Origin of the sequence: Micromonospora sp. WMMD1128, from assembly GCF_027497235.1 — a bacterium.
GTDB lineage: Bacteria > Actinomycetota > Actinomycetes > Mycobacteriales > Micromonosporaceae > Micromonospora.
Genome location: NZ_CP114902.1, coordinates 4554813 through 4578659, shown reverse-complemented (window position 1 = coordinate 4578659; position 23847 = coordinate 4554813). Strand labels below are relative to the sequence as shown.

The window sequence follows — 23847 nt, the reverse complement described above, 5'->3', positions numbered from 1 at the left end:
CGCTCAGGACCAGCGGCGCAGTTCGCGCCGGGCCAGGGAGGCGCGGTGCACCTCGTCCGGGCCGTCGGCCAGGCGCAGCGTGCGGGCCTGGGCCCAGAGCGCGGCGAGCGGGGTGTCCTGGCTGACGCCGGCCCCGCCGTACGCCTGGATCGCCTTGTCGATCACCCACTCGGCCATCGCCGGGGTGGCGATCTTGATGGCCTGGATCTCGGTGTGCGCGCCCTTGTTGCCGACGGTGTCCATCAGCCAGGCGGTCTTCAGCACCAGCAGTCGGGCCTGCTCGATCCGGACCCGGGACTCGGCGATCCACTCCCGCACCACGCCCTGCTCGGCGAGCGGGCGGCCGAACGCGACCCGGTCGAGGGCGCGCCGGCAGAGCAGTTCCAGGGCCCGCTCGGCCATGCCGACCAGCCGCATGCAGTGGTGGATGCGGCCCGGCCCGAGTCGGGCCTGGGCGATGGCGAAGCCGGTGCCCTCGGCGCCGACCAGGTTCTCCACCGGCACCCGGACGTCGGCGAAGTCGATCTCGGCATGCCCGCCGTGCGGCGCGTCGGAGTAGCCGAAGACGGTCATTCCGCGCCGTACCGTCACGCCCGGTGTATCCCGGGGGACCAGGATCATGCTCTGCTGGCGGTGCCGCTCGGCGTCCGGGTCGGTCTTGCCCATCACGATGAGGATCTCGCAGCGCGGGTCCATCGCCCCGGACGACCACCACTTGCGGCCGGTGACGACGTAGTGGTCGCCGTCGCGGGCGATCCGGGTGGCGATGTTCGTCGCGTCGGAGGAGGCGACCTCCGGTTCGGTCATGCAGAACGCGGAGCGGATCTCCCCGGCCAGCAGCGGCGCCAGCCAGCGCGCCCGTTGCGCGTCGGAGCCGAACTCGGCGAGCAGTTCCATGTTGCCGGTGTCCGGCGCGGCGCAGTTGAGCGCCTCCGGGGCCAGGTGCGGGCTGCGGCCGGTCAGCTCGGCCAGCGGCGCGTACTGGAGGTTGGTCAGGCCGGCGCCGTAGCGCGCGTCCGGCAGGAACAGGTTCCACAGCCCGCGGGCCCGGGCCTCGGCGGCCAGCTCGGCCAGCACCGGTGGGCGGGCCCACGCGTCGCCGGCCGCGGTCACCTGTTCGTGGTGCACCGGCTCGGCCGGGTAGACGCACTCGGTGAGGAACGCCTCCAGCCGTTGCCGCAGCTCGAGCGTCCGGTCGTCGTACGCGAACTCCATCTACTTCTCCCTGACCGCGTGCAGACCGTGCGCGACGAGCGGCGCCACCATCTCGCCGATCCGGTCGAAGCCCTCGCCGAGCGTCTGGCCGAGGGTGTGGCGGTAGTGGATGCCCTCGCAGATCACCGCCAGCTTGAAGCAGCCGAGCGCCACGTGCCAGTGCAGCGGGCCGACGTCGACGTCGCTGCGACCGGCGTAGCGGTCGATCAGCTCGGCCCCGGTGGGGAAGCCGGCCCGGGGACCGAGGCCGTCGGCGACCGGGTTGCCCTCGGCGTGGTCGCTGTCGCCGAGCACGTCCCAGTAGGTGAGCAGCAGGCCGAGGTCGGCGAGCGGGTCACCGAGCGTGGCCATCTCCCAGTCGAGCACGGCCCGTACCGTCACCGGGTCGACGGTGGCGAGCAGATTGTCCAGCCGGTAGTCGCCGTGCACGATCCGGCCGGCGTTCGCGCCCTCCGGCACGCTGCCGGCAAGCGCGTCGCGCAGCTCGTCGACGCCGGGCAGCGGGCGGCTGCGGGAGCGGTCGAGCTGACCGGCCCAGCGGCGGACCTGCCGGGCCAGGTAGCCCTCCGGCCGGCCGAAGTCGGCGAGCCCGACCTCGGCCGGATCCACCCGGTGCAGCGTGGCGAGCGTGTCCATCATCGCCATGGCCAGGTCACGCCGCTGCCCGGCGGTGAGCGCGTCGGTCTGCTCGCGGCGCCGGTAGACCTCGCCGTCGACCTTGGCCATCAGGTAGAACGGCGCGCCGATCACGCTGTCGTCCGGGCAGAGCAGGAGCGGCTCGGGGACCGGCACCCCGGTCGGGGCCAGTGCCGAGATCACCAGGTGTTCCCGGGCCATGTCGTGCGCGGTGGCCAGCACGTGCCCGAGCGGTGGCCGGCGCAGCACCACCTCGCGGTTGCCGGCCCGCAGCAGGTAGGTCAGGTTGGACTTGCCTCCGGCGATCAGCCGCGCGGACAGCGGCCCGGTCAGGTCCGGCCGGTGCGCGGCCAGGTGGGCGGCGAGCCGGTCGAGGTCGAGCCCGGGTGGCGTCGGACCGGTCGGGGGTCGGGCGGCGTCGACGGCCGGATCGGTCATCGGGATAGTTGATGGCAGCTCAGCTTTGTTGTCAAGGCCGGATTTTCCCGGCGGGACATGCCGCCGCAACGGGGTCGAAATGGTCAGCCGGCAGGCTGGGGCCCAGCCTGCCGGCCACCGCCGGCCCGCCGAGCGGAGGGATCAGACATGCTGCTGCGAGTTCGGGTGACCCTGCCGGACCGACCGGGCACGCTCGGCCAGGTGGCCCGGACACTCGGTGTCTCCGGCGCCGACATCGTGCAGGTGGTGGTGCTGGAGCGGCTCGGCGGGCGGGCGGTCGACGACTTCACCGTGGTCTGGCCGGGCGCGGCGCGGGTGGAACGGCTGCTCGCCGGGCTGGCCGCGATCCCCGGCGTACGGGTGGACGGGGTGTGGCGGGCGATCGGCGCGCCGACCACCACCGGCCAGGACGCGGAGCTGCTCGCGCAGGTGGCGGCGAACCCGACCGACGGGGTGGCCACGCTCGTCGACGCGGTGCCGGGGCTGCTCGCCGCGGACTGGGCGGTGGCCGCGGTCGTGCCGCTGGACTGGGCGTCGCGCAGCGGCGGGTCCGGCTCGGCCACGGTCGGGCACGCGAGCTGGCGCGCGCCGGCGCCGCCCCGGCTGCCCGAAGTGACCCCGTTGCGGGCCCGCGCCATGACCAGCCCGGAGGGGCACCACTACGCGGTGGCGCCGTTCGGCCGGGCCGGCCTGGTCCTCGTGGTCTCCCGTGACCACAGCGAACCGCTCTCGGCGGCCGGGTTCCACTCCACCGAGGTGGACCGGCTCGCCCAGCTCGTCCGCGCCAGCGCGGTGATCCTCGGCGACCGGCTCGACCTGGTGGGCGCGCCGCCCGTGACCACCGTCACCTGAGCCGGGGCGGAGCGTCACCCGGGGGCAACGGGCGCGCAACAGGCGACCGGCATGGTCGTCGGTGAGGAAGGGAGACAACGATGGCGCTGTGGCGGATCCGAGCCACCGTGGACGACCGGCCGGGCTACCTGTCGGTGCTCACGGCGAGCCTCGCGTTGCGCGGGGTCAACATCCTCACCGTGCAGGTGCACACCACCGAGGTCGGTGCGGTCGACGACTTCCTGGTCGACGCACCGGATTCGCTGACCGAGGCGGACCTGCGGGCCGCGGTGGAGCGGGGCCGGGGGCGGGACTGCTGGGTGGCGCGCAGTGAGGCGCGCGGGCTGGCCGACGAGCCGACCCGGGCGCTCGGGCTGGCCGGTCGGCTGGTGCGTGACCCGGAGGCGGCCGGCGCGACGCTGCGTACGCTGCTCGGCGCCGACGCGGTGACCTGGCGTCCGATTCCGGCGTCGGCACCCGGTGGCGTGGGCGGCACCACGATGCTGCTCACCGACCCGGCGGGCGGCGCCTACGAGCTGCGCCGCCGGGAGCCGACCTTCACCCCGGCCGAGTACGCCCGGGCGCAGGCCCTGGTCGAGCTGGCGGCGACGGTGGGCCGGCGGGACACCGACCGGGTCGTCCTGGTGCTTCCCGACGGCGCCGAGGTGTCGGTGCGCACGGCCAGCGTCGACGACGTCCCGGCCGTACGCGAGCTGCATGCCGGCTGCTCCGAGCGGAGCCGGCAGCGGCGTTACCTGAGCGGGGCGGCGGACCCGTCGCCGGCCCGGCTGCGCCGGCTGCTGGAGCCGGCCCGGGGGTTGACCCTGCTCGCCACGGCGGGCTCCGGCGGGGCGGCGGAGCCGGTCGTGGCGATGGCCAACCTGGTCGGCGAGGGGGACGAGGCGGAGGCGGCGCTGCTGGTCCGGGACGACTGGCAGCGTCGGGGCCTCGGTTCGGCGCTGTTGCGCCGCCTGGTCGGGCACGCCGACCGGGCCGGTTACGCCGCGGTGCTGCTGCACGTGCAGGCCGAGAACACGCCGATGCTGCGCACGCTGCGCCGGCTGGACCGGCCGGCGGCCCTGGAACGCGACGGTGGTGTGCTGACCGCGGCCGTGCCGCTGGCTCCCGCCGAACGGGTGGGCGTGCCGGCCGCCCGAGAGCCGAGGGCCGTCCGACCGGCGTGGACCGGCCGGGACACCGCGGCGGGCCTGCCGGCGCAGCGGCCGGGTTGAGCTGACGGTAGCCCGGCCGGGTCCACTGGCGAGCCGCAACGGCGCGGCACGCCGACGGGCCCGGCGGGGAGCCGACACCGGCGCCGATGCGGCGCCACCCTGACCGACCTCCGATGCGGGGGACGGTGACACGACGGGGCCTCCGGTGCGGGGGCCCCGTTCGTGTTCCGGGGGCAGGTAGCTGACGGTTCGTCCGCCGCTACCTGCTCGCCGACGACGCGCCGCCAGGCTCGGCGGACACCGACGTCGACCGCCGCCCGACATGGCGGAGCGCCCGGGCCGCACGGGTCCGGGCCGCGCTCGGCTCAGCCGCGCCCGGCAACCTGGCCTGAGCCCCCGTCATGTCCTCCATGTCCTCCTTGATCACGCCTCCAGGACCTCCGATGGCCGGACAAGCGGCGTGACAGCGAGGTGATCATGAAGTTGGCGGCATCAACGGAGATCAACACCGCCGTCAACCTCATGATCACCCGCTCGACGTGGAATTGCGGCGGGCTCGAGTTGAGGGTTTCGTCGATCATGGACTTGTGGTGCCAGGAAATGTGCGATTCGGCATGAAATCGGAGGTGCCACAAGTCCGAGATCGGCAGAGGTTCGCCGCTTCCTGAAGTATGTCGAGTGTCTGCCCGGGGCCGGCAGTGGGCCCTCGACCTGCCCGGCCGGGTGCTGCTGGTCGCGATCTACTGGCGCACGAACCTCACGATGCGGCAGATCGGCCCGTTGCTTGGGGTGTCACACTCCGCCGCGCACCTGGTCATCGACACCCTCGCCCCGCTGCTGGCCCTGGCGCCGGTGCGCAAGCGGTCGGTGGAGCAGATCGCGATCGTCGACGGCACGCTGGTCCCGACCCGCGATCACCGGTTGGCGGCCCGGAGCAAGAACTACCGGTACTCGACGAACCTGCAGGTCGCCATCGACGCCCCCACCCGCCTGGTCATCGCCGTCGGCTACCGCGGCAACCCGGAGGTGATCAGGCCGTACCGCAAGCCGTCCGACGGCAGCTCGGGCGGTGTGGCCCGCCGCCAACGGCATAATGGTCAGCGTGCCGGAGCAGCTAACAGATCGTCATACCGTGACGATGCCGCGGGTCATGGTTCGTCACGTCGTTGAGGCGGACCGGCCACGTTTCGTCGAGCTCTTCTGCGACGAGACCTTCATGACTTTCTCCGACGGTGTCCTGTCACTCAGCGAAGCCCATGAGCGGTTCGACCGGATGCTCGCGCGATGCGCGGAAGTCTCGTTCGCTAAGCAGGCGATCGTTGAACTGTCGTCCGGGGTTGTCGTCGGCTACACAGGAGTTGACTGGATCGATTTAGAGGGTCACCGATGGCTGGAGTGGGGCTACCGACTCGTTCGAGCGGCTCGCGGCAAGGGCTACGCCACTGAGGCAACTGAAGCGCTCCTGGTCAAAGCTGCCGGGGAGTACAGCGGCGACTTACTCGCGATCATCCACCCGGGCAACCAGCCATCACAGAACGTCAGTCGAAAGCTGGGGTTCCGGTGGTGGAAAACGGCCGAAGTGAACGGGGGGCTACGCAACATCTACAGAATGCGATTGCCGGCCGCAGGAAGCTAGACCGTCTGCGAAACTATGGTCATAGCCATTCGTTGATCGCGACGACGTGGGGGGTGGCCTGGTAGCGCACGGCCAGCTTGTCCTACCTGGGGCTCCCCAGCCCGGAGTAGATGCCAGCGGACCCCAGCACGATATGCAACTGAATTCGGGGCTGATCCGCGCAGGTCATCAGGTGCCCGACCTGCTCGGCCATCACGCCAGGACCGCCAGCCCGGCAGCATAGCGCCCCGAGCCGTACGGGTGTGGGGTGCTCTCGGGTCGGGAACGGTCAGCCGCGCGCGGCAACCTGGGCAACGAACGCCCGCCAAGACTCCGGCACGAAGACCAGCGCCGGGCCGGTCGGGTCCTTGCTGTCCCGCACGCCGACGACGCCGGAGAGATTGTCGGCGACCTCCACGCAGTTGCCGCCGTTGCTGCCGCTGCGGGTGCTCTTGCGCCACGACGCGCCGGTCATGTCCATGATCCTGCCGCTTTCCTGATGAGTTCTAGGGAGTCGCGGCGCGGGAGCGCCACGCTGCAGATGCGGTCCCATCGCTTTCGAGCGTAGCAATGTCCTCGGGCCGGTCAGTTACCTGCGCGGTGAGCTGCCCGTCCACGCATGCGACCCAGCCCCCGCCGGGCTGGCTAGCGAGCACGAAGGGCCCCGTCAGGCCCGTGTAGATTCCCACGCTCTCCGGAACGATGTGCACCTGCACATGCGGCAACTCGGCACACTCGGCGAGGTACGCGAGCTGCGCCGCGATCATACTTTCCTGCCCGTCACCCACGCGCCGAATTACCGTCCCATCAAGGACCACCGTCACCAACGGCGGCGGGTCCCTCTGCAACAGCGTCTGTCGCGCGAGCCTGGCCGTAACGAGCCGGTCGACCACATCCGCGCTCAACAGCTCATCGGCAAGCGTTGCCCGCGCGAACTCGGGCGTCTGCAACAGACCGGGCATCCATGCTGGCTCATACCAACGAAGGGCCGTAGCGCGTTGCTCTTCATCGATCCACTCGCGAAGCCAGATCGGGGCGCCGAGCCGCTCCATCAAACGTGAGTACAGCCCGTTCGTGTTGAGCGCCTGGTCGACGGCAGCAACATAGTCAGCCTTCAGCGGGCGAGTGCCGCTCTCGACGTTGCCTACGTGCGTGCCCGAATAGTTGATGAGCTTCCCGAAGTCCTCTTGACTCATCCCGCGCGCCGTCCGTGCTGCCCGAAGCTCTGCCAATAGGAAGTCAGCGCCAGACTTCACCGCGCCCCCACCATCCCTTCAGACTCCCCGGCGTTTCCTTCGCGCCCCCGCAATCACCGCCACACCCGGTTCAACGTGCGCTTTTGCCTTCCGACGGTAGCGCCTCGCCGTCCAACCTGGAACAGACGGCGCGGCCGGCAGGGACCACCCGAGACCCGGCGGCCGTGTCAGTCAGGGGACCGCCTCGTCCGGCAGGCACCAGCGCGGGGCGGTTCCCCTCCCGTTTCCACTCGGAAGGAGGGCGTGTCCGTGCCCGAGGAAAATCCGATTCCCGACGTCGCCGGCCGCGACGGCGCTCTTCCCGCGACCGGGCGACGGCCGGTGACCGCGCCGCGTCGCCGCCGGCCGGAGGTGCCCGCGCTGCGTGCCGGCGACGTCCTGCACCTCACCCGGGCGGCGTCGCCGCAGTTCGCCCGGCCGATCATGGCCCGGCTGATCCGGGTGCTGGACTGGACGACGTACGACGGTTGGTTGTGGGCCGACGTCTACCAGCTCGGCCCGGACGGCGACGCGACCGCCCGCCGGTCGGTGTTCCTGCGGCGGAGCGGGGTGCGTGTGCTGACCGCGGGGCCGCCGGTGTCGCAGCGCCGCCCACGCGTCGGCGCTCTCGTGTGATGGCCCGCCGCCCCGGCCCCGCCGACCACGTCCCGTCGCGGCCCACCTGGCGCTGCCGTGCTTGCGGGGTGGCCTGGCCGTGCTCGACGGCGAAACTGAGCCTCCTCGCGCGCTACCGCGAGCGGAAGGCCGAGCTGAGGGCGTACCTCCTGAGCCTGCACGAGACCGCGGCCGAGGAACTGGCCGGGTTGGACGGCGGTCGGCGCCCGGTGAACCTCGAAGACCGCTTCACCGCCTGGGCCGAGCATCGGTAGGCCGGACGCCAGTTCGGTGAAATGGTGGTATCCGACCACCGGCGATGCCACCACTTCACCGAACTGGTGTCGCCCGGCCAGCTCCTCGTCGTCGCAGGCCAGCGACGCGACAAGCGCGCCGTTGGAGGCGTTCATCGCAGCCAGCAGCTCGTCGGTGGTGTCCACCACGACGATGGTGTCGACCGGGCCGAACGGCTCGGCGTGCATCAGGCGGGACCGGCCGGGCGGGGCGAGCAGCACGGCCGGGCCACGTACGCCGAGGTGTCCTGCCCGTCGAGGAAGGGCGCGCCGTCGAGCTTGCCCCGGTGCAGCGACCCGGGGCACCGGCGAGTAACGCACGAGGGTGGATCGGCGGTCGTCTTCCCAACCGGCGGGCGTGAGATTACATTGTCAACTATCCATGGGAGCGCTCCCGCGCGTCCATGGACCACCACCACCACCGCTGCCGCACGGCGGCCCGACCGGCCCACGGTCGAGTCGGGCCGCCGTGTGGCTTCCTCCACAGGAGCTCGCCATGCCCCGACCGACCCCGCCGCCGCGCGGTCGTCCCCACCGCCGGCTGCTCGCCGCCGGCGCCGCGCTGGTGGCCGCGCTCGCCGCCGCCGCGCCACTGCCGGCCGCCGCCGCGCCCGCCGCACCCGCCCGGGCCGCCGGGGCGCAGGCCGCCGCGGCCACCTTCAACTACGCCGAGGCGTTGCAGAAGTCGCTGTTCTTCTACGAGGCGCAGCAGTCCGGTAAGAAGCCCTCCTGGAACCGGGTCTCCTGGCGCGGCGACTCGGCGCTCACCGACGGCGCGGACGTCGGCGTGGACCTCACCGGCGGCTGGTACGACGCCGGTGACCACGTCAAGTTCGGCTTCCCGATGGCGTTCAGCACCACCATGCTGGCCTGGGGCGCGGTCGAGTACCGGGACGGCTATGTCGCCTCCGGCCAGCTCAGCCACCTGCTCAACAACCTGCGCTTCGTCAACGACTACTTCGTCAAGGCGCACCCCGCCCCGAACGTCCTCTACGGCCAGGTCGGCAAGGGCGACGACGACCACAAGTGGTGGGGGCCGGCCGAGGTGCTGCCGATGGCGCGTCCCGCGTACAAGATCGATGCGAGCTGTGGCGGCGCGGACCTGGCCGGCGAGACGGCGGCGGCGATGGCCGCGTCGTCCATGGTGTTCCGCTCCACCGACGCCGCCTACGCCGACAAGCTGCTCGGCCACGCCAAGCAGCTCTACACGTTCGCCGACACCGTGCGGAAGGCGTACAGCGAGTGCATCACCGACGCGGCGGCGTTCTACAAGTCGTGGAGCGGCTACCAGGACGAGCTGGTCTGGGGCGCGATCTGGCTCTACCGGGCCACCGGTGACGCGGCCTACCTGACCAAGGCGGAGAGCGAGTACGACAAGCTCGGCACCGAGCCGCAGTCCACCACCCGCTCCTACAAGTGGACGCTCGCCTGGGACAACAAGCAGTTCGGCGCGTACGTGCTGCTGGCCAACCTGACCGGCAAGCAGAAGTACGTCGACGACGCGAACCGGTGGCTGGACTACTGGACCGTGGGCGTCAACGGGCAGAAGGTGCCCTACTCGCCCGGCGGGATGGCGGTGCTCGACTCCTGGGGCGCGCTGCGCTACGCCGCCAACACGTCGTTCGCCGCGCTCGTCTACAGCGACAAGACCACCGACGCGACCCGCAAGGCCCGCTACCACGACTTCGCGGTCCGGCAGGTCAACTACGCGCTCGGCGACAACCCGCGCAACTCCAGCTACATGATCGGGTTCGGGAACAACTCGCCGAAGAACCCGCACCACCGCACCGCGCACGGCTCCTGGTGGGACAGCCAGACCGTGCCCACCGAGACCCGGCACGTGCTCTACGGCGCGCTCGTCGGCGGCCCGTCGTCGGCCAACGACGCCTACAGCGACAGCCGCTCCGACTACGTGATGAACGAGGTGGCCACCGACTACAACGCCGGTTTCACCTCCGCGCTGGCCCGGCTGGCGAACGAGTACGGCGGCAGCCCGCGCGCTGGTTTCCCGACCGCCGAGACGCCCGACATGGACGAGCTGACCGTGGAGACCACGGTGATGCAGGCCGAGCCACGGGCCACCGGGCTCAAGGCGATCATCTACAACAAGTCGGCGTTCCCGGCCCGCGCGCTGACCACCGGAAAGTTCCGGTACTACTTCCGGCCCGACGGCACCGGTCCGGTGACCGTCACGCCCGGCTACACCCAGGGCTGCCCGTCGCCGTCGACCGCCAAGCAGTTCAGCGGCGACATCTGGTACGTCGAGGTGGACTGCACCGGCTACACCATCGCGCCGGCCGGGCAGTCGCAGCACCGGATGGAGGTGCAGTTCAAGATCGGCGTGCCGGAGGGCGGCACCTGGGACCCGACGAACGACCCGTCGTACCAGGCCACCGCCGGGCCGAACCGTAAGGTGCCGCTCTACTCCGGCGGGGTCCGGGTGTGGGGCGACGAGCCCGGCCCGGCCACGCCGGACACCACCGCGCCGAGTGTGCCCGGCACCCCGGTGGCGTCCAGTGTCACGGCCACCGGTGTGACTCTGACCTGGCCCGCCTCCACCGACACCGGCGGCAGCGGCCTGGCCGGCTACGAGGTCACCCAGGCGCAGACCGGCAGCGACGCGCTGGTGCTGCGCCAGGCCACCACGAACACGCTCGCGGTGACCGGCCTGACGCCCGAGCGGACGTACTCGTTCACCGTGCGCGCGCTCGACGGCGCCGGCAACCGGTCCGCGGCGTCGGCGGCGGTGAGCGTCACCACGCCGGCCGCCCCGGCGCCGGACACCACCCCGCCGACCGCGCCCGGTACGCCCACCGCCTCCGCGGTCGGCTCGACCGGACTGACGCTGACCTGGGGCCCGGCCACCGACGCGGTCGGGGTCACCGGCTACCGCGTCTACCGGGGCGGAAACGTCCTGGTCGGTTCCACCACCGGCACCACGCTCGCGGTGACCGGCCTGACCGCCTCCACCACGTACACCTTCACCGTGGTCGCGGTGGACGCGGCCGGTAACGTCTCGCCGGCCTCGTCCGGCGTCACGGTCACCACCACGGCCCCGCCGACCGGCGGCGGCTGCGCGGTGACCTGGACGGCGAACACCTGGGACACCGGGTTCACCGCGAACGTCACCGTCACCAACACCGGCACGACGGCGCTCAACGGCTGGACGCTCGCCTTCACCTTCCCCTCCTCGGGGCAGAAGGCCGGGCAGGCGTGGTCGGCGAACGTCACCCAGACCGGCACGTCGGTGACCGCGTCGAACCTGGCCTACAACGGGACGCTTGCGGCGGGGGCGTCGACGAGCTTCGGCTTCAACGGCACCCACACCGGCAGCAACCCGAAGCCCACCGCCTTCACCCTCAACGGTTCCGCCTGCACCGTTTCCTGACCGCCGACCGGCGCGTGGCCGGTCACCGCATCCGGTGACCGGCCACGGCACGCCAGCGAGAAACCACCGAAACTTTTCCGAAACATATTGTCCGGACGGATGCCCGATGAAAGCATCGGCATACATAGATTTATTGACCCAGACGTCCAGTCGTCCCCGCCCAGACGGCTCGGGTGCTGGCCAGTGAGGAGGCCACAGTGCCAATGAGCCCATCCGTTCATCCCGGCGGGACCCGGCGGCGGCGACCGCCAGCCGTCAGGGCGCTGATCGCCGGCGCGGTAAGCGCCGTGACGGTGGCCGCAGTCGCGGTGATGATGCCGTCGGCGAACGCCGCGGCGAGCACGCTCGGCGCGGCAGCCGCGCAGTCGGGGCGGTACTTCGGCACCGCGATCGCCGCGAGCAGGTTGAACGACTCGACGTACAGCACGATCGCGGCGCGTGAGTTCAACATGATCACGGCTGAGAACGAGATGAAGCCGGACGCGACGGAGCCGAACCAGAATCAGTTCAACTTCAACTCCGGTGACCAGATCTACAACTGGGCGACCCAGCGTGGCCTGAAGGTCCGCGGGCACACGCTGGCCTGGCACGGCCAGCAGCCGGGCTGGATGCAGAACATGCAGGGCAGCGCGCTGCGCAACGCGATGATCAATCACATCAACGGTGTGATGGGCCACTACAAGGGCAAGCTCGCCGCGTGGGACGTGGTCAACGAGGCGTTCAACGAGGACGGCAGCCGCCGTAACTCCAACCTCCAGGGCACCGGCAACGACTGGATCGAGGTGGCGTTCCGGACCGCGCGGGCGGCCGACCCGTCGGTCAAGCTCTGCTACAACGACTACAACATCGAGAACTGGTCGTACGGCAAGACGCAGGGCGTCTACCGGATGATCCAGGACTTCAAGTCCCGTGGTGTGCCGATCGACTGCGTCGGGTTGCAGACCCACTTCACCGGCGGCAGCTCGCTGCCGAGCAACTTCCAGACCACGCTGTCCAGCTTCGCCGCCCTCGGCGTGGACGTGGCGTTGACCGAGGTCGACGTCACCAACTCCTCCACCTCCCAGTACGCCGGGCTCACCCAGGCGTGCATCAACGTGCCCCGGTGCATCGGCATCACCGTCTGGGGTGTCCGCGACAGCGACTCGTGGCGCTCCAACGAGAGTCCGCTGCTCTTCGACGGCGGCGGCAACAAGAAGGCCGCGTACAACTCGGTCCTGAACGCCCTCAACGCGGCGGCACCGACCTCGGGACCGACCTCAGGGCCGACCTCGGGGCCGACCACCGGCCCGCCGCCGTCCGGCGGCGCCGGACGGATCGTCGGCGTGCAGTCGGGCCGGTGCATCGACGTGCCCAACGCCACCCAGACGAACGCCACCCGGGTCCAGCTCTACGACTGCAACGGCCAGTCGAACCAGCAGTGGACGTACACGTCGAGCAAGCAGCTGATGGTCTACGGCACCAAGTGCCTCGACGCGAACGGCGCGGCCACCGCGAACGGCACCGGAATCATCATCTACGACTGCAACGGCCAGTCGAACCAGCAGTGGAACATCAACTCCAACGGCACCATCAGCGGCGTGCAGTCCGGCCGCTGCCTCGACGTCTGGGGCACCGGCAACGGCCAGCAGATCCAGCTCTACGACTGCCACGGGCAGAGCAACCAGCAGTGGCGGACCGACTTCAACGGCTCCACCTCGGCGCCGCCGACGTCCACGCCGCCGACCACGACGCCGCCGCCGAACGGCTGTGCGCTTCCGTCGACCTACCGGTGGTCGTCGACCGGCGCGCTGGCCAACCCGCAGAACGGCTGGGTCTCGCTGAAGGACTTCACGAACGTCGTCTACAACGGCAAGCACCTGGTCTACGGGTCGAACGTCAACAGCAGTGGCCAGTACGGCTCGATGAATTTCAGCCTGTTCACGAACTGGTCCGACATGGCCTCGGCCGGTCAGACCGGGATGGGCCAGGGCACCGTGGCGCCCACGCTGCTGTACTTCGCCCCGAAGAACATCTGGGTGCTGGCGTACCAGTGGGGACCGACCTCGTTCAGCTACAAGACGTCGAGCGACCCGACGAACGCCAACGGCTGGTCCTCGGCGCAGACGCTCTCCACCGCCAGCCTCCCCGACGCCCCGTACGGCGTGATCGACCAGACGCTCATCGGGGACGACCAGAACATGTACCTCTTCTTCGCCGGGGACAACGGCAAGATCTACCGGTCGAGCATGCCGCTCGGGAACTTCCCGGGCAGCTTCGGCTCCAGCTACACGACGGTCATGAGCGACTCGACGAACAACCTGTTCGAGGGCGTCGAGGTCTACAAGGTGGCCGGCCAGAACCAGTACCTCATGCTGGTCGAGGCGATCGGCAGCCAGGGGCGCTACTTCCGCTCGTTCACGGCCAGCAGCCTGGGCGGCTCGTGGACCCCGAACGCGGCCACCGAGAGCAACCCGTTCGCGGGCAAGGCCAACAGCGGCGCGACGTGGACCAACGACATCAGCCATGGTGACCTGGTCCGCACCAACCCCGACCAGACCAAGACCGTCGACGCCTGCAACCTCCAGCTCCTCTACCAGGGCAAGAACCCCAACGCGGGAGGCGACTACAACCTGCTGCCGTGGCGGCCGGGTGTGCTGACCCTGCAACGCTAGGAACGAGGCTCAACCCGAGGGGCGTGTCCGGCACCGTGCCGGGCACGCCCCTCCGGCTGTCGGCTGTCGGCCGTCGCTCAGTCGGCCAGGTCCTCGGCGAGCAGGTCCATCAGGAGGCCGTCGTGCCAGCGTCCGTCCGGGCCGCGCTCGTAGCGGCGCATGATCCCCACCGGGCGGAACCCCACCTTCGCGTACGCCCGGATCGCCGCCGTGTTCGCCGCCGCCGGGTCGATGGTGAACCGGTGGTGGCCGTACTCGTCGGCCAGGTGCCGGGCCAGCGTGCGGATGGCGTCCCCGCCCAGACCGGACCCGCGTGCCGCCGGGTCGAGGAAGATGTCCAGGCTGGCGTGGCGGTAGTCGGGGTCGGACTCGGCGTACCACTGGATCGCGCCGACCAGCCGGCCGTCGTGCTCGATCACGTAGATGCTCAGCGAGTCGTCGGCCAGGTCGGCGCGGACCGCCCCGGCCAGGTCGTCGTCGCCGCGCCACCAGCGGCGGACCTCAGGGGTGGCCCGGATCGCGGCCAGCGCCTCCACGTCGGCGTCCGTCGCCGGCCGCAGCGTCACCGCCCGTCCCCGCAGCACCGCCTCAGCCCCGCCGCTCGCCGTGCTCGACGCAGACCGCCGACCAGCCGGCCGGCACGACCTGCACCTTCATCCGCCGCCGGCAGGACGCGCACCAGCGCGGCGGCTCCCACGCCCGGGCCGCCGCGCACGCCGGGTGCGGGCCGGCGGCCACCGACTCGCCGCACCTGTCGCACCAGCGCGCCGCCGCGCCCACGTCGCCGGCCGGCACGGCGGGTCGAGTCAGCTCCGTCACCATCGCCTCACAGTGTCGCCGAGAGCGCCTTCACCGGCATCTTCAGGTCGTTCAACAGTTTCAGGTCGTCGGTCGCCGGTCGGCCCAGCGTGGTGAGGTAGTTGCCGACGATGACCGCGTTCACGCCGCCCAGCAGGCCGTCGCGGGTGCCGAGGTCACCGAGGGTGAGTTCCCGGCCGCCCGCGTACCGCAGGATGGTGCGCGGCATGGCCAGCCGGAACGCGGCGATGGCCCGCAGCGCGTCCTTGCCCTCGACCACCGGCTGGTCGCCCAGGGGCGTGCCGGGGCGCGGGTTGAGAAAGTTGAGCGGCACCTCGTGCGGGTCCAGCTCGGCGAGCTGGGCGGCGAACTCGGCCCGCTGCGCCACCGACTCGCCGAGCCCGAGGATGCCGCCGCAGCAGACCTCCATGCCGGACTCGCGGACCATCCGCAGCGTCTCCCAGCGCTCCTCCCAGGAATGCGTGGTGACCACGTTGGGGAAGTGGGAGCGGCAGGTCTCCAGGTTGTGGTTGTAGCGGTGCACACCCATCTCGACCAGCTCGTCGACCTGCTCCTGGGTGAGCATGCCGAGCGACGCGGCGACCTGGATGTCGACAGCCGCGCGGATGGCCGCCACGCCCTCGCGCATCTGCTTCATCAGCCGGGCGTCCGGGCCGCGCACGGCGGCCACGATGCAGAACTCGGTGGCCCCGGTCGCCGCGGTCTGCCTCGCGGCCTCGACGAGTGCCGGGATGTCCAACCAGACCGAGCGGACCGGCGAGGTGAACAGACCTGACTGGGAGCAGAAGTGGCAGTCCTCCGGGCAGCCGCCGGTCTTCAGCGAGACGATGCCCTCGACCTCGACCTCCGGTCCGCACCACCGCATCCGGACCTCGTGGGCGAGTTGGAGGGCGGCGGGCAGGTGCTCGTCGGGCAGGTTCAGCACGGCGAGGATGTCCGCCTCGTCCAGGCCGACGCCGCTGCCCAGCACCCGGGTCCGGGCCTGGTCGAGGATCTCTGGCATGGCTCGTAACCTAACAGGCCGCCGGAGCGGCGGGAAACCGTCGTGAGCGGCCCGGCGAGCCGGGACCGCGCCACGCCGGGACCGCCGGCCCGGGTGGTAACTTCGCCCCGCGGAAGCGCCCGGCGGGGGCGACGCTCGGCGGGAGGGGACGACGCGGTGGCGGACTGGCTGGCGGCCCTGGACCGCGCCGCCTCCCGGCGGGCCGAGGCGGGCCTGACCCGCACGCTGCGCCCGCGCGCCGCCGGCGACGCCGTGGTCGACCTGGCCGGCAACGACTACCTCGGCCTGGCCACCCACCCGGAGGTCACCGCCGCCGCCACCACGGCCCTGTCCCGGTACGGCCTGGGCGCTACCGGGTCGCGCCTGGTGCGCGGCTCCACCGACCCGCACCACGCGCTCGAAGGCGAGCTGGCCGACTGGCTCGGCGTCGACCGGGCGCTCGTGTTCTCCTCCGGCTACCTGGCCAACCTCGCCGCCGTCCGGGGCCTGACCCAGCCGCGTACGCTGCTCGTCTCCGACGCCCACAACCACGCCTCGCTGATCGACGGCTGCCGGATCTCCCGCGCCGAGACGCTCGTGACGCCGCACGCCGACGTGACCGCGGTGGCCGCCGCGCTGGCCGCCGCGCCCGGCCGCCCGGCCGTGGTGGTGACCGAGTCGGTCTTCTCCGTCGACGGCGACCTGGCCCCGCTCGCGGAACTGCACGCGGTGGCCCGCCGGCACGGCGCGCTGCTGCTTGTCGACGACGCGCACGCGCTCGGCGTCACCGGCCCGGCCGGGGCCGGTGGGGTGGCCGCCGCCGGGCTCGCCGGCGAGCCCGACGTGGTGGTCACGGCGACGCTGTCCAAGGCGCTCGGCGGCGCCGGCGGCGTGGTCGCCGGCCCGGCGGAGTTCGTCCGGCACCTGGTGGAGACCGGCCGCACGTTCATCTTCGACACCGCGCCGCCACCGGCGGTGGCGGCCGGGGTGCACGCCGCCGCGCGGCTGGCCCGGGCCGGCGACGCGCTCCGCGCCGAGCTGGCCGACCGGGTCGCGTTCGCGGTGCGCCGGCTGGGCGCGGCGGGGCTGGCCGTCTCCGCGCCCGACGCGGCGGTGGTGTCGGTGACGGCGCCCGGGCCGGAGGCGGCGACCGCGTGGGCGGCGGCCTGCCGGGACCGGGGCGTGGCGGTCGGCTGCTTCCGCCCGCCGTCCACGCCCGACGGGCGCTCCCGGCTGCGGCTGACCATCAGCGCCGGGGTGGACCGGGCGGACTTCGAACGGGCGCTGGACGTGGTCGTGGAGTGCGCAGCCGTGAGCGTGAGGAGTGAGCCGGGTTTGCGAGCCCCGCAGTCGCGAACGAAGGAAAGCTCATGAGTGACGGCTGGACCGGAGCGGTGCTGGTGACCGGCACGGACACCGAGGTCGGCAAGACCGTGGTGACCGCGGCCGTCGCCGCCGCCGCGCAGGCCGCCGGCCTGCGGGTCGCGGTGGTCAAGCCCGGTCAGACCGGTACGGCCACCGGCGAGCCCGGCGACGTCGACTCGGTGAACCGGCTGGCCGCCCCGCTCACCGGCCGGACGCTCGCCAGCTATCCGGACCCGCTGGCCCCGCTCGCCGCGGCCCGGGTCGCCGAGCTGCCGCCGCTGGAGCTCTACCACGCGGTCGACGCGATCCGCGAGGAGGCCGACAAGCACGACCTGGTGCTCGTCGAGGGCGCCGGCGGCCTGCTGGTGCCGATGGGCGTGCGGCCGTCCGGCGAGCCGTGGACGGTGGCCGACCTGGCGGTGTCGCTCGGCGCGCCGGCAGTGGTGGTGGCCCGCGCCGGGCTGGGCACGCTCAACCACACCGCGCTGACGCTGGAGGCGCTGGAGCGGCGGGCCGTGCCGGCCGGCGTGGTGATCGGCGCCTGGCCGGCCGAGGCGGAGCTGGTGCACTGGCTCAACCTGTCCGAGCTGGTGCCGAACCTGCTCGGCGCGCTGCCGGCCGGCGCCGGCGGGATGGACCCGGGGGTGTTCCGCCGCTCGGCGCCGGGCTGGCTCACCCCCGCCCTGTACGGCGTGCTCGACGACTGGCGGGCCTGGGCCGAGGAGGCCGGCTGAGCATGTAAGGCGGGGGCCCCGCTTAACGCATTTGGTAGAGGCGGGGGCCCCGCTTAACCCCACCTGTTAAGCGGGGCCCCCGCCTAACCGGCGCGGGCGGGGCGGCGGGTGCCGGGCGGGTCGGGGTTCAGCTCCCATACCCGGGTGTGCTTCACCCGGACGCTCTCCAGCGCCTCGGGGACGGGCACGTCGTACGCGGCCAGTTCGTGGAAGCGTTCGCGGGGCAGGTACGCCCGGTCCGGGTCACCCACCAGCACCCGCGCGCCGGAGCGGGCGGCCCGGAGCAGGAAGCGCAGCACCCGGCGGGCCATCGCCTCGCTGTAGAACACGTCCCCGGCCAGCACCACCTGGGCGTCCCCGGCGTCGGAGTCGAGGATGTCCCCGAGTTCGGCGTCGACGCGTACCCCGTTGCTGTCGGCGTTGAGGGCGACCGCCGCGACGGCCCGCTCGTCCACCTCGACGGCCCGGACGGCCGCCGCGCCGCCGCGCGCGGCGGCGATGGCGACCAGGCCGGAGCCGGCGGCCAGGTCGAGCACCCGGCGGCCGGCGACCAGCTCCGGATGGTCGGTCACGTACCTGGCGAGCGCCTGCCCGCCGGCCCAGGCGAAGGCCCAGAACGGGGGCGGCTGTTCGCTGCGGAACTCGCCCTCGGTCAGCTCCCAGAGGCCGATCGGCTCGTCGGCCTGGTAGAGCCGCACCTCGGGGACGAACGCGACCGGGGTGAGGCGGGCGTGCAGCCGGACGAACGCGGCGGACAGCTCGGACACCCGGAGATTGTGGCCCACCGCCGATCCCGGGCGTGTCGGCGGGTGGCCGTGACCGGTTCACCACCGTCGGTGAAACCGCCCCCCGATGTTGACGTTGGGTGCGAACACGCCCGTCTACCGGGGCGGTGGTCGCGCTCCTAGCGTTGCGGGTGGATACGACCGAGGTGGGGAGGCGTGGTGAGCGGGTGGCGGCAGGCGCTGCGGATCGGGCTGGTGCTGACCTGCCTGGCGGGAGCCGGGTACGGCGGGGCCGCGCCGGCCCGGGCGGCGGCGACCTTCTCCACGGAGTTGAGCGGCCTGCCGGACGAGTTCACCGCGGGCAACCGGGTGGAGACGCTTTCCGCGGTGGTGTCCCGGTCCGACCGCGCCGACCGCAACGACTGCGTGAAGGTGCGCTGGTCGATGCTTCTCCAGGTGCAGGGCCTGCGGCTGGACCAGGTCAAGGTGGACCGGGTGGAGGAGACCGGCTCGTTCCCGCTGGAGATCCGCACCGAGGGGGACACCGCGCGCCTGACCGACCGGCAGTTGGATCCGGGGGTGCTCTGCCCGGGCCGGACCGTGACCGCGCAGTACCGGGTGGCGTTCGCCGAGGACGTGGGGCGCGGCCGGGTGAGCATCGCCGCCGAGGCGTACGACCCGCAGTTGCGGCTGTTGGCCCGGCGGACCGCCTCGCGCCAGGTGGTGGGTGAGGCGGTCGAGCCGACGCCGGAGCCGTCGCCGACGAGCGCCGCGCCCACCGATCCGCCGAGCGAGGAGCCGCCCACCGAGGAGCCGGTGACGGACGAGCCGACCGACGCGGCGGTGGTGGAGCCGCCGCTGCCGGGCGCGGCCGGCCGGCCGGTGGCCGAGACCGGGGGCTTCGGTGTGGTGCAGGCCGCTTTCCTGCTGGGTGGGCTGCTGCTCTTCCTCGGCGGCGGGTTGCTGCTGCGCATGCGGCGCCTGCTCCGTCCCGCGGGTGAGCCGGCGGAGGAGGAGACGGCGTCGTTCGGGCGGCGGCGGACCGTCCGGCGGGAATGGCGCTGACGCCCCTTTACAAAAACTCCGGTCTTGTAAAACTGCTCCCCGGCTGACACAGTCGGGTCAGGAGCAACAGATCGGAGTACGACGATGCGCACCGGCACCGTTCCGTGGCGGGACCCCCGCCGACCGCTCTGGCCGCTCGCCCTGCTCGTCCCGGCGCTGCCGTTCGTGGCCTGGTCGATCTGGCACGCCGGCGGCGCCGGCTGGGCCTGGTGGCTCACCCCGGCGGTGGTCTTCGGCGTCATCCCGGTGATCGACCTGCTGATCGGCGACGACCGGGAGAACCCGCCCGAGGCCGCGGTGCCGGCGTTGCAGGCCGACGGCTACTACCGCTGGCTCACCTACCTCTACCTGCCCGCCCAGTACGCGGCCCTGGTGCTCTGCTGCGCCGTCTGGGCCGGCGGCCGGCTCTCCTGGCCGGCCGCCGCCGGTCTGGTCGCCACCGTCGGAGTGGTGGACGGCATCGCCATCAACACGGCCCACGAGCTGGGGCACAAGCGGGAGCAGGCGGAACGCTGGCTGTCGAAGATCGCGCTCGCCCCGGCCGGGTACGGGCACTTCTTCGTCGAGCACAACCGCGGCCACCACACCCGCGTCGCCACCCCGGAGGACCCGGCCAGCTCCCGGCTCGGCGAGTCGTTCTGGGCGTTCTGGCCGCGTACCGTCGCCGGCAGCCTGCGCTCGGCCTGGCGGCTGGAGACCGGCCGCTTCCGGCTCCGCGGTCGCAGCCCGTGGACCTGGCGCAACGACGTGCTCAACGCCTGGGCCATGACCGTCCTGCTCTACGCCGTGCTGGCGGTGGTGTTCGGCCCCGGCGTGCTCGTCTTCCTGGTGCTCCAGGCGGTGGTCGGCTTCTCCCTGCTCGAGGTGGTCAACTACCTGGAGCACTACGGCCTGGCCCGGCAGCGCACCGCCGCCGGCCGCTACGAGAAGGTCGACCCGCGACACAGTTGGAACAGCGACCGGACGGTCACCAACGTCTTCCTCTTCCAGCTCCAGCGGCACAGCGACCACCACGCCAATCCGCTGCGGCGCTACCAGGCGCTGCGCAGCTTCGACGCCTCGCCGCAGCTGCCGGCCGGCTACGCCACCATGGTGGTCGCCGCGCTGCTGCCCCCGCTCTGGCGGCGGATCATGGACCACCGGGTGCTGGCCCACTACGGCGGCGACCTGTCCGCGGCGAACGTCCACCCGCCGGCCCGCGCCCGCTTCGCCCTTGGCCCGGGGCTGGCCGGCGGCCCGGGGCTGGCGGGTGGCGCCGGCCTCGGTCGAGCTGGTGGCCTCAGTCGAGTTGGCCGGGCTCCAGGCTCAGTTCGCGGGCGGCGACCAGGCGGACCCACTCGGCGATCTGCCGACGGGTGATCACCCGTTCGTGCACCGCGAGCTGCACCGCCAGGCCGTCCATCACGGCGCTGATCCGCCAGGCCGCGCCGGCCGGGTCGGGGCAGGCGAAGGTGCCGTCGGCGACGCCGTCCGCGATCACCGCCGCCAGGTCCTGCCGCCACCGCAGGTCGAGGCGGCGGGACAGTTTCTCCAACTCCGGGGTACGCAACGACTCCGACCAGCCGTCGATCCAGATCGACCAGGAGGCGGAGCGGCCGGTCGGCGCGTAGAGCCGGAGCATCCGGCGCAGCTTGGCCAGGGGCGGGGCGGTGGAGCGGAGCACCGCGTCGAGTCGGGCCAGGTCCTGCTCGACGGCGTACGCGAAGGCCTGCGCGAGCAGCCGGTCCTTGGTCGCGAAGTGGTAGAAGACGAGCGCCTGGCTGACCCCGGCGGCCTCGGCCACGTCGGCGGTGCGGGTGTTGGCGAGCCCTCGCTCCGCGATCACCTCGCAGGCCGTACGCAGCAGCGCGTCCAGGCGGATCTCGGCGGCTCGTCTCGTCACGCCGTTACGGTAACCCATCCGAATGACCACGAGGAGTTACCAGACCGGCCTGTCGAGGGTGGGACAGTCGGATGCCGGACACTCGGCCCGCCGGCTAGATTCGCAGGTGGACGGGCCTGTGATCGCTCGGCCGACCACCCCACCCAGGCTCCTAGGAAGCTTGGAGGGGTGCGCACCGTTCACCCCGAACGCGCCGGAAGGGGGATCCGATTTGGCAAGCCTTCCTCCGCTCGGCTAAAGTTCTCATCCGTCACCGGGAAACGCCGGGGGCGTGCGGACGTAGCGCAGCTGGTAGCGCATCACCTTGCCAAGGTGAGGGTCGCGGGTTCGAATCCCGTCGTCCGCTCGGAGATGCCGCCACGCACGTCGGGGGCAACCTCGGTGGAGTGGCCGAGAGGCGAGGCAACGGCCTGCAAAGCCGTGTACACGGGTTCAAATCCCGTCTCCACCTCGGCAGTTGACGAGGGCGATTGGCGCAGTGGGAGCGCGCTTCCTTGACACGGAAGAGGTCACTGGTTCAAACCCAGTATCGCCCACCAACGGAAAGGCCGTGTCGATCACTCGACACGGCCTTTCTCGTCGCTCGGGCGGGACACCGCGAGCGCCCCGCGTGCCCGAGACTGGCCGGGTGAACGAACAGCGCATCCGAGCCCAGCAATTCCGTAGCCTGCACCTGCCCGGCGAGCCGCTGGTCCTGGTCAACGCCTGGGACGCGGCGAGCGCCCGGATCGTGGCCGCCGCCGGAGCCCGCGCGGTCGCCACCACGAGCGCCGGCGTGGCCTGGAGCCGCGGCGCGCCCGACGGCGACGCGCTCGCCCGGGAGACCGCCGTCGACGCGATCCGCCTGGTCGCCGCGGCGGTGCGCCTCCCGGTCACCGCCGACATCGAATCCGGGTTCGGCGACACCCCCGACGACGTCGCCGACACCGTGACCGCGGTGCTCGCGGCCGGCGCGGTCGGCGTGAACGTGGAGGACGCCCGGTACGACGGGGACGGGCCGCTGCGCGCGGTCGACGAGCAGTGTGCCCGGCTCGCCGCGGTCCGGTCCGCCGCCGACCGGGCCGACGTTCCGCTGTACCTCAACGCGCGGGTGGACACGTTCCTGCGCCGGGCCGGCGGGGTGCCGGAGACGGTCGCCCGGGCCGAGGCGTACCTGGCCGCCGGCGCGGACGGCATCTTCGTGCCGGGGACGGTCGACCCGGAGACCGTGGCGGCGCTGGTGGCGGCGATCCCGGCGCCGCTGAACGTGCTCGTCGGGCCGGGAGCGCCGCCGGTCGCCGAGCTGGCCCGGCTCGGGGTGGCCCGGATCAGCCTCGGGTCGAGGGTGGCCGCATCCGCGTACGCGGTGGCCGGTCGGGCGGCGGCGGAGGCGCTTCGCGCCGGGACGTACGAGACGCTCGCCGAGGGGCTCGACCACGGCACGCTGAACGAGCTGATGCGAGGCTGACCCGGGTACGCGGACGGGGGGCGCCGCTGGGCGCCCCCCGTCCGGACCAGGCCGGGGACCGATCAGCTCCGTCGGCCCCCGGTGCGGTCGGATCACATCGGCGGCGTGACGTCCCGCCGCTCCTCCACCCGGCGATATTCCACCGGCTGCTCGGCGGTGGTGGTGACCACCTGGCGGCGCCGGCCCCAGACCAGCGTCGTCAAGATCAGGCCGACCACGCCGGCCGCCATCAGGATCCAGCCGACGATGTCGAGGTCGACGCCACCGACGTTGGCGTTCAGCGCGAACGTGAGGATCGCGCCGACCGCGATCAGGAAAATGCTCGTACCGATACCCACGACAGCCTCCTTCAGGGTGATGGTTGTGCTGTCGTGTCGCTCAGTACCCCGGTGGCGAGCAGCGCAATCGCCATCGCTCGGGGGGCTGCCGCGGGTGGGTCCGGGCGTCGGGTAGAGTTTCCCCCGTCGCCGGCGCGAGCCGGTGACGACGCGGACGTAGCGCAGCTGGTAGCGCATCACCTTGCCAAGGTGAGGGTCGCGGGTTCGAATCCCGTCGTCCGCTCGCGAACTGCCCCGGGCGATTGGCGCAGTGGGAGCGCGCTTCCTTGACACGGAAGAGGTCACTGGTTCAAACCCAGTATCGCCCACCCGAAGAAACATCCTCCGCCGCCGGTTGATCGGCGTGCGTATCCCACCGGCCGGCCGGCACCGGCCACATCGGTCGCCCATCGCGCCGACAG

Annotated in this window: 22 protein-coding genes, 5 tRNA genes and 3 pseudogenes; 18 read left to right on the top strand and 12 right to left on the bottom strand. The window is 72.4% G+C overall.

Translation table 11 applies throughout. From position 1 onward, the window contains the following. Positions 1–3: 3 nt before the first annotated feature. Positions 4–1215: an acyl-CoA dehydrogenase family protein gene (locus tag O7602_RS20300; RefSeq protein ID WP_281584207.1), complete on the bottom strand. Its 1212-nt coding sequence runs from the start codon at positions 1213–1215 to the stop codon at positions 4–6. Next, positions 1216–2289, bottom strand: coding sequence for a phosphotransferase family protein (locus O7602_RS20295; RefSeq protein ID WP_281584206.1), 1074 nt, complete (start codon positions 2287–2289; stop codon positions 1216–1218). Positions 2290–2436: 147 nt separating this feature from the next. Here O7602_RS20295 and O7602_RS20290 point away from each other — a divergent pair, with 147 nt between their 5' ends. From O7602_RS20290 to O7602_RS20275, 4 genes and pseudogenes are all read left to right on the top strand, one after another. Next, the gene (locus O7602_RS20290; RefSeq protein ID WP_281584205.1) at positions 2437–3141 is read left to right on the top strand and encodes an amino acid-binding protein; all 705 of its coding nucleotides are present in this window, start codon (positions 2437–2439) and stop codon (positions 3139–3141) included. Between the two features lie 80 nt (positions 3142–3221). Further along, positions 3222–4352 carry a GNAT family N-acetyltransferase gene (locus tag O7602_RS20285; protein WP_281584204.1) on the top strand — a complete coding sequence of 377 codons (1131 nt, stop codon included), beginning with the start codon at positions 3222–3224 and terminating at the stop codon, positions 4350–4352. Positions 4353–4979: 627 nt separating this feature from the next. After that, a pseudogene (locus O7602_RS20280) lies at positions 4980–5300 on the top strand (transposase family protein); the annotation flags it as partial. Positions 5301–5394: 94 nt separating this feature from the next. Continuing rightward, positions 5395–5928, top strand: coding sequence for a GNAT family N-acetyltransferase (locus O7602_RS20275; RefSeq protein ID WP_281584203.1), 534 nt, complete (start codon positions 5395–5397; stop codon positions 5926–5928). 82 nt (positions 5929–6010) lie between these two features. On the opposite strand, the gene O7602_RS20270 is transcribed toward O7602_RS20275, so the two are convergent. From O7602_RS20270 to O7602_RS20260, 3 genes are all read right to left on the bottom strand, one after another. Beyond that, positions 6011–6097, bottom strand: a complete 87-nt coding sequence (locus tag O7602_RS20270; RefSeq protein ID WP_281590425.1) for a hypothetical protein — start codon at positions 6095–6097, stop codon at positions 6011–6013. A gap of 99 nt (positions 6098–6196) precedes the next feature. Next, positions 6197–6388 carry a DUF397 domain-containing protein gene (locus O7602_RS20265; RefSeq protein ID WP_281584202.1) on the bottom strand — a complete coding sequence of 64 codons (192 nt, stop codon included), beginning with the start codon at positions 6386–6388 and terminating at the stop codon, positions 6197–6199. A 25-nt stretch (positions 6389–6413) separates the two neighbouring features. Then, positions 6414–7103, bottom strand: a complete 690-nt coding sequence (locus O7602_RS20260; RefSeq protein WP_281584201.1) for a helix-turn-helix transcriptional regulator — start codon at positions 7101–7103, stop codon at positions 6414–6416. 411 nt (positions 7104–7514) lie between these two features. Here O7602_RS20260 and O7602_RS20255 point away from each other — a divergent pair, with 411 nt between their 5' ends. Further along, entirely contained in the window at positions 7515–7778 is a 264-nt protein-coding gene (locus O7602_RS20255; RefSeq protein WP_281590423.1) for a hypothetical protein, read from the top strand. Positions 7779–7846: 68 nt separating this feature from the next. Continuing rightward, positions 7847–8032 (top strand): flavin reductase, encoded by a 186-nt coding sequence (locus O7602_RS20250; protein ID WP_281590641.1) that lies wholly within the window; start codon positions 7847–7849, stop codon positions 8030–8032. 81 nt (positions 8033–8113) lie between these two features. On the opposite strand, the pseudogene O7602_RS20245 reads toward O7602_RS20250, so the two are convergent. Further along, positions 8114–8343, bottom strand: a pseudogene (locus O7602_RS20245) (aldehyde dehydrogenase family protein); the annotation flags it as partial. 203 nt (positions 8344–8546) lie between these two features. Here O7602_RS20245 and O7602_RS20240 point away from each other — a divergent pair. Both O7602_RS20240 and O7602_RS20235 read left to right on the top strand, forming a co-directional pair. Further along, on the top strand, positions 8547–11438 hold the full coding sequence (locus O7602_RS20240; protein WP_281584200.1) for a glycoside hydrolase family 9 protein: 2892 nt from the start codon (positions 8547–8549) through the stop codon (positions 11436–11438). A gap of 197 nt (positions 11439–11635) precedes the next feature. Then, entirely contained in the window at positions 11636–14089 is a 2454-nt protein-coding gene (locus O7602_RS20235; protein ID WP_281584199.1) for a non-reducing end alpha-L-arabinofuranosidase family hydrolase, read from the top strand. Positions 14090–14166: 77 nt separating this feature from the next. Here O7602_RS20235 and O7602_RS20230 read toward each other — a convergent pair whose 3' ends face one another. Genes O7602_RS20230 through bioB form a run of 3 tightly spaced genes read right to left on the bottom strand, consistent with a single transcriptional unit; the run spans position 14167 to position 15911 of the window. Continuing rightward, on the bottom strand, positions 14167–14673 hold the full coding sequence (locus O7602_RS20230; RefSeq protein WP_281584198.1) for a GNAT family protein: 507 nt from the start codon (positions 14671–14673) through the stop codon (positions 14167–14169). Positions 14674–14677: 4 nt separating this feature from the next. Further along, complete coding sequence (locus O7602_RS20225) at positions 14678–14911, bottom strand: hypothetical protein (protein ID WP_281584197.1); 234 nt, start codon at positions 14909–14911, stop codon at positions 14678–14680. 4 nt (positions 14912–14915) lie between these two features. Beyond that, complete coding sequence (bioB, locus tag O7602_RS20220; RefSeq protein ID WP_281584196.1) at positions 14916–15911, bottom strand: biotin synthase BioB; 996 nt, start codon at positions 15909–15911, stop codon at positions 14916–14918. 156 nt (positions 15912–16067) lie between these two features. On the opposite strand from bioB, the pseudogene O7602_RS20215 reads away from it, so the two are divergent. Continuing rightward, positions 16068–17198 (top strand): annotated as a pseudogene (locus O7602_RS20215) (8-amino-7-oxononanoate synthase); the annotation flags it as partial. A gap of 62 nt (positions 17199–17260) precedes the next feature. After that, a complete protein-coding gene (gene bioD / locus O7602_RS20210) occupies positions 17261–17989 on the top strand; it encodes a dethiobiotin synthase (RefSeq protein ID WP_281584195.1) in 729 nt (242 codons plus the stop codon). 83 nt (positions 17990–18072) lie between these two features. Here bioD and O7602_RS20205 read toward each other — a convergent pair whose 3' ends face one another. Continuing rightward, a complete protein-coding gene (locus O7602_RS20205) occupies positions 18073–18756 on the bottom strand; it encodes a 50S ribosomal protein L11 methyltransferase (protein WP_281584194.1) in 684 nt (227 codons plus the stop codon). Positions 18757–18933: 177 nt separating this feature from the next. Here O7602_RS20205 and O7602_RS20200 point away from each other — a divergent pair, with 177 nt between their 5' ends. Continuing rightward, positions 18934–19779 (top strand): hypothetical protein, encoded by an 846-nt coding sequence (locus O7602_RS20200; RefSeq protein WP_281584193.1) that lies wholly within the window; start codon positions 18934–18936, stop codon positions 19777–19779. A gap of 84 nt (positions 19780–19863) precedes the next feature. Then, positions 19864–21138 carry an alkane 1-monooxygenase gene (locus O7602_RS20195; protein WP_281584192.1) on the top strand — a complete coding sequence of 425 codons (1275 nt, stop codon included), beginning with the start codon at positions 19864–19866 and terminating at the stop codon, positions 21136–21138. Here the strand turns inward: O7602_RS20195 and O7602_RS20190 are convergent. Then, positions 21059–21661 (bottom strand): TetR/AcrR family transcriptional regulator, encoded by a 603-nt coding sequence (locus O7602_RS20190; RefSeq protein ID WP_281584191.1) that lies wholly within the window; start codon positions 21659–21661, stop codon positions 21059–21061. The two genes, O7602_RS20195 and O7602_RS20190, sit on opposite strands and share 80 nt — an antisense overlap. A 273-nt stretch (positions 21662–21934) precedes the next feature. Here O7602_RS20190 and O7602_RS20185 point away from each other — a divergent pair. The 4 genes from O7602_RS20185 to O7602_RS20170 all read left to right on the top strand — a co-directional run bounded on the left by O7602_RS20185 (position 21935) and on the right by O7602_RS20170 (position 23108). Then, positions 21935–22007, top strand: a tRNA-Gly gene (locus tag O7602_RS20185). A gap of 34 nt (positions 22008–22041) precedes the next feature. Further along, a tRNA-Cys gene (locus tag O7602_RS20180) sits at positions 22042–22112 on the top strand. A gap of 13 nt (positions 22113–22125) precedes the next feature. Then, positions 22126–22200: transfer RNA gene (locus tag O7602_RS20175), tRNA-Val, on the top strand. Positions 22201–22289: 89 nt separating this feature from the next. Further along, positions 22290–23108, top strand: coding sequence for an isocitrate lyase/phosphoenolpyruvate mutase family protein (locus O7602_RS20170; RefSeq protein ID WP_281584190.1), 819 nt, complete (start codon positions 22290–22292; stop codon positions 23106–23108). A gap of 92 nt (positions 23109–23200) precedes the next feature. Here O7602_RS20170 and O7602_RS20165 read toward each other — a convergent pair whose 3' ends face one another. Continuing rightward, positions 23201–23446 carry a DUF6458 family protein gene (locus tag O7602_RS20165; protein ID WP_281584189.1) on the bottom strand — a complete coding sequence of 82 codons (246 nt, stop codon included), beginning with the start codon at positions 23444–23446 and terminating at the stop codon, positions 23201–23203. Between the two features lie 150 nt (positions 23447–23596). Between O7602_RS20165 and O7602_RS20160 the strand changes: the two genes are divergently transcribed. Beyond that, a tRNA-Gly gene (locus O7602_RS20160) sits at positions 23597–23669 on the top strand. Positions 23670–23682: 13 nt separating this feature from the next. Then, positions 23683–23754: transfer RNA gene (locus tag O7602_RS20155), tRNA-Val, on the top strand. Positions 23755–23847 lie beyond the last annotated feature (93 nt).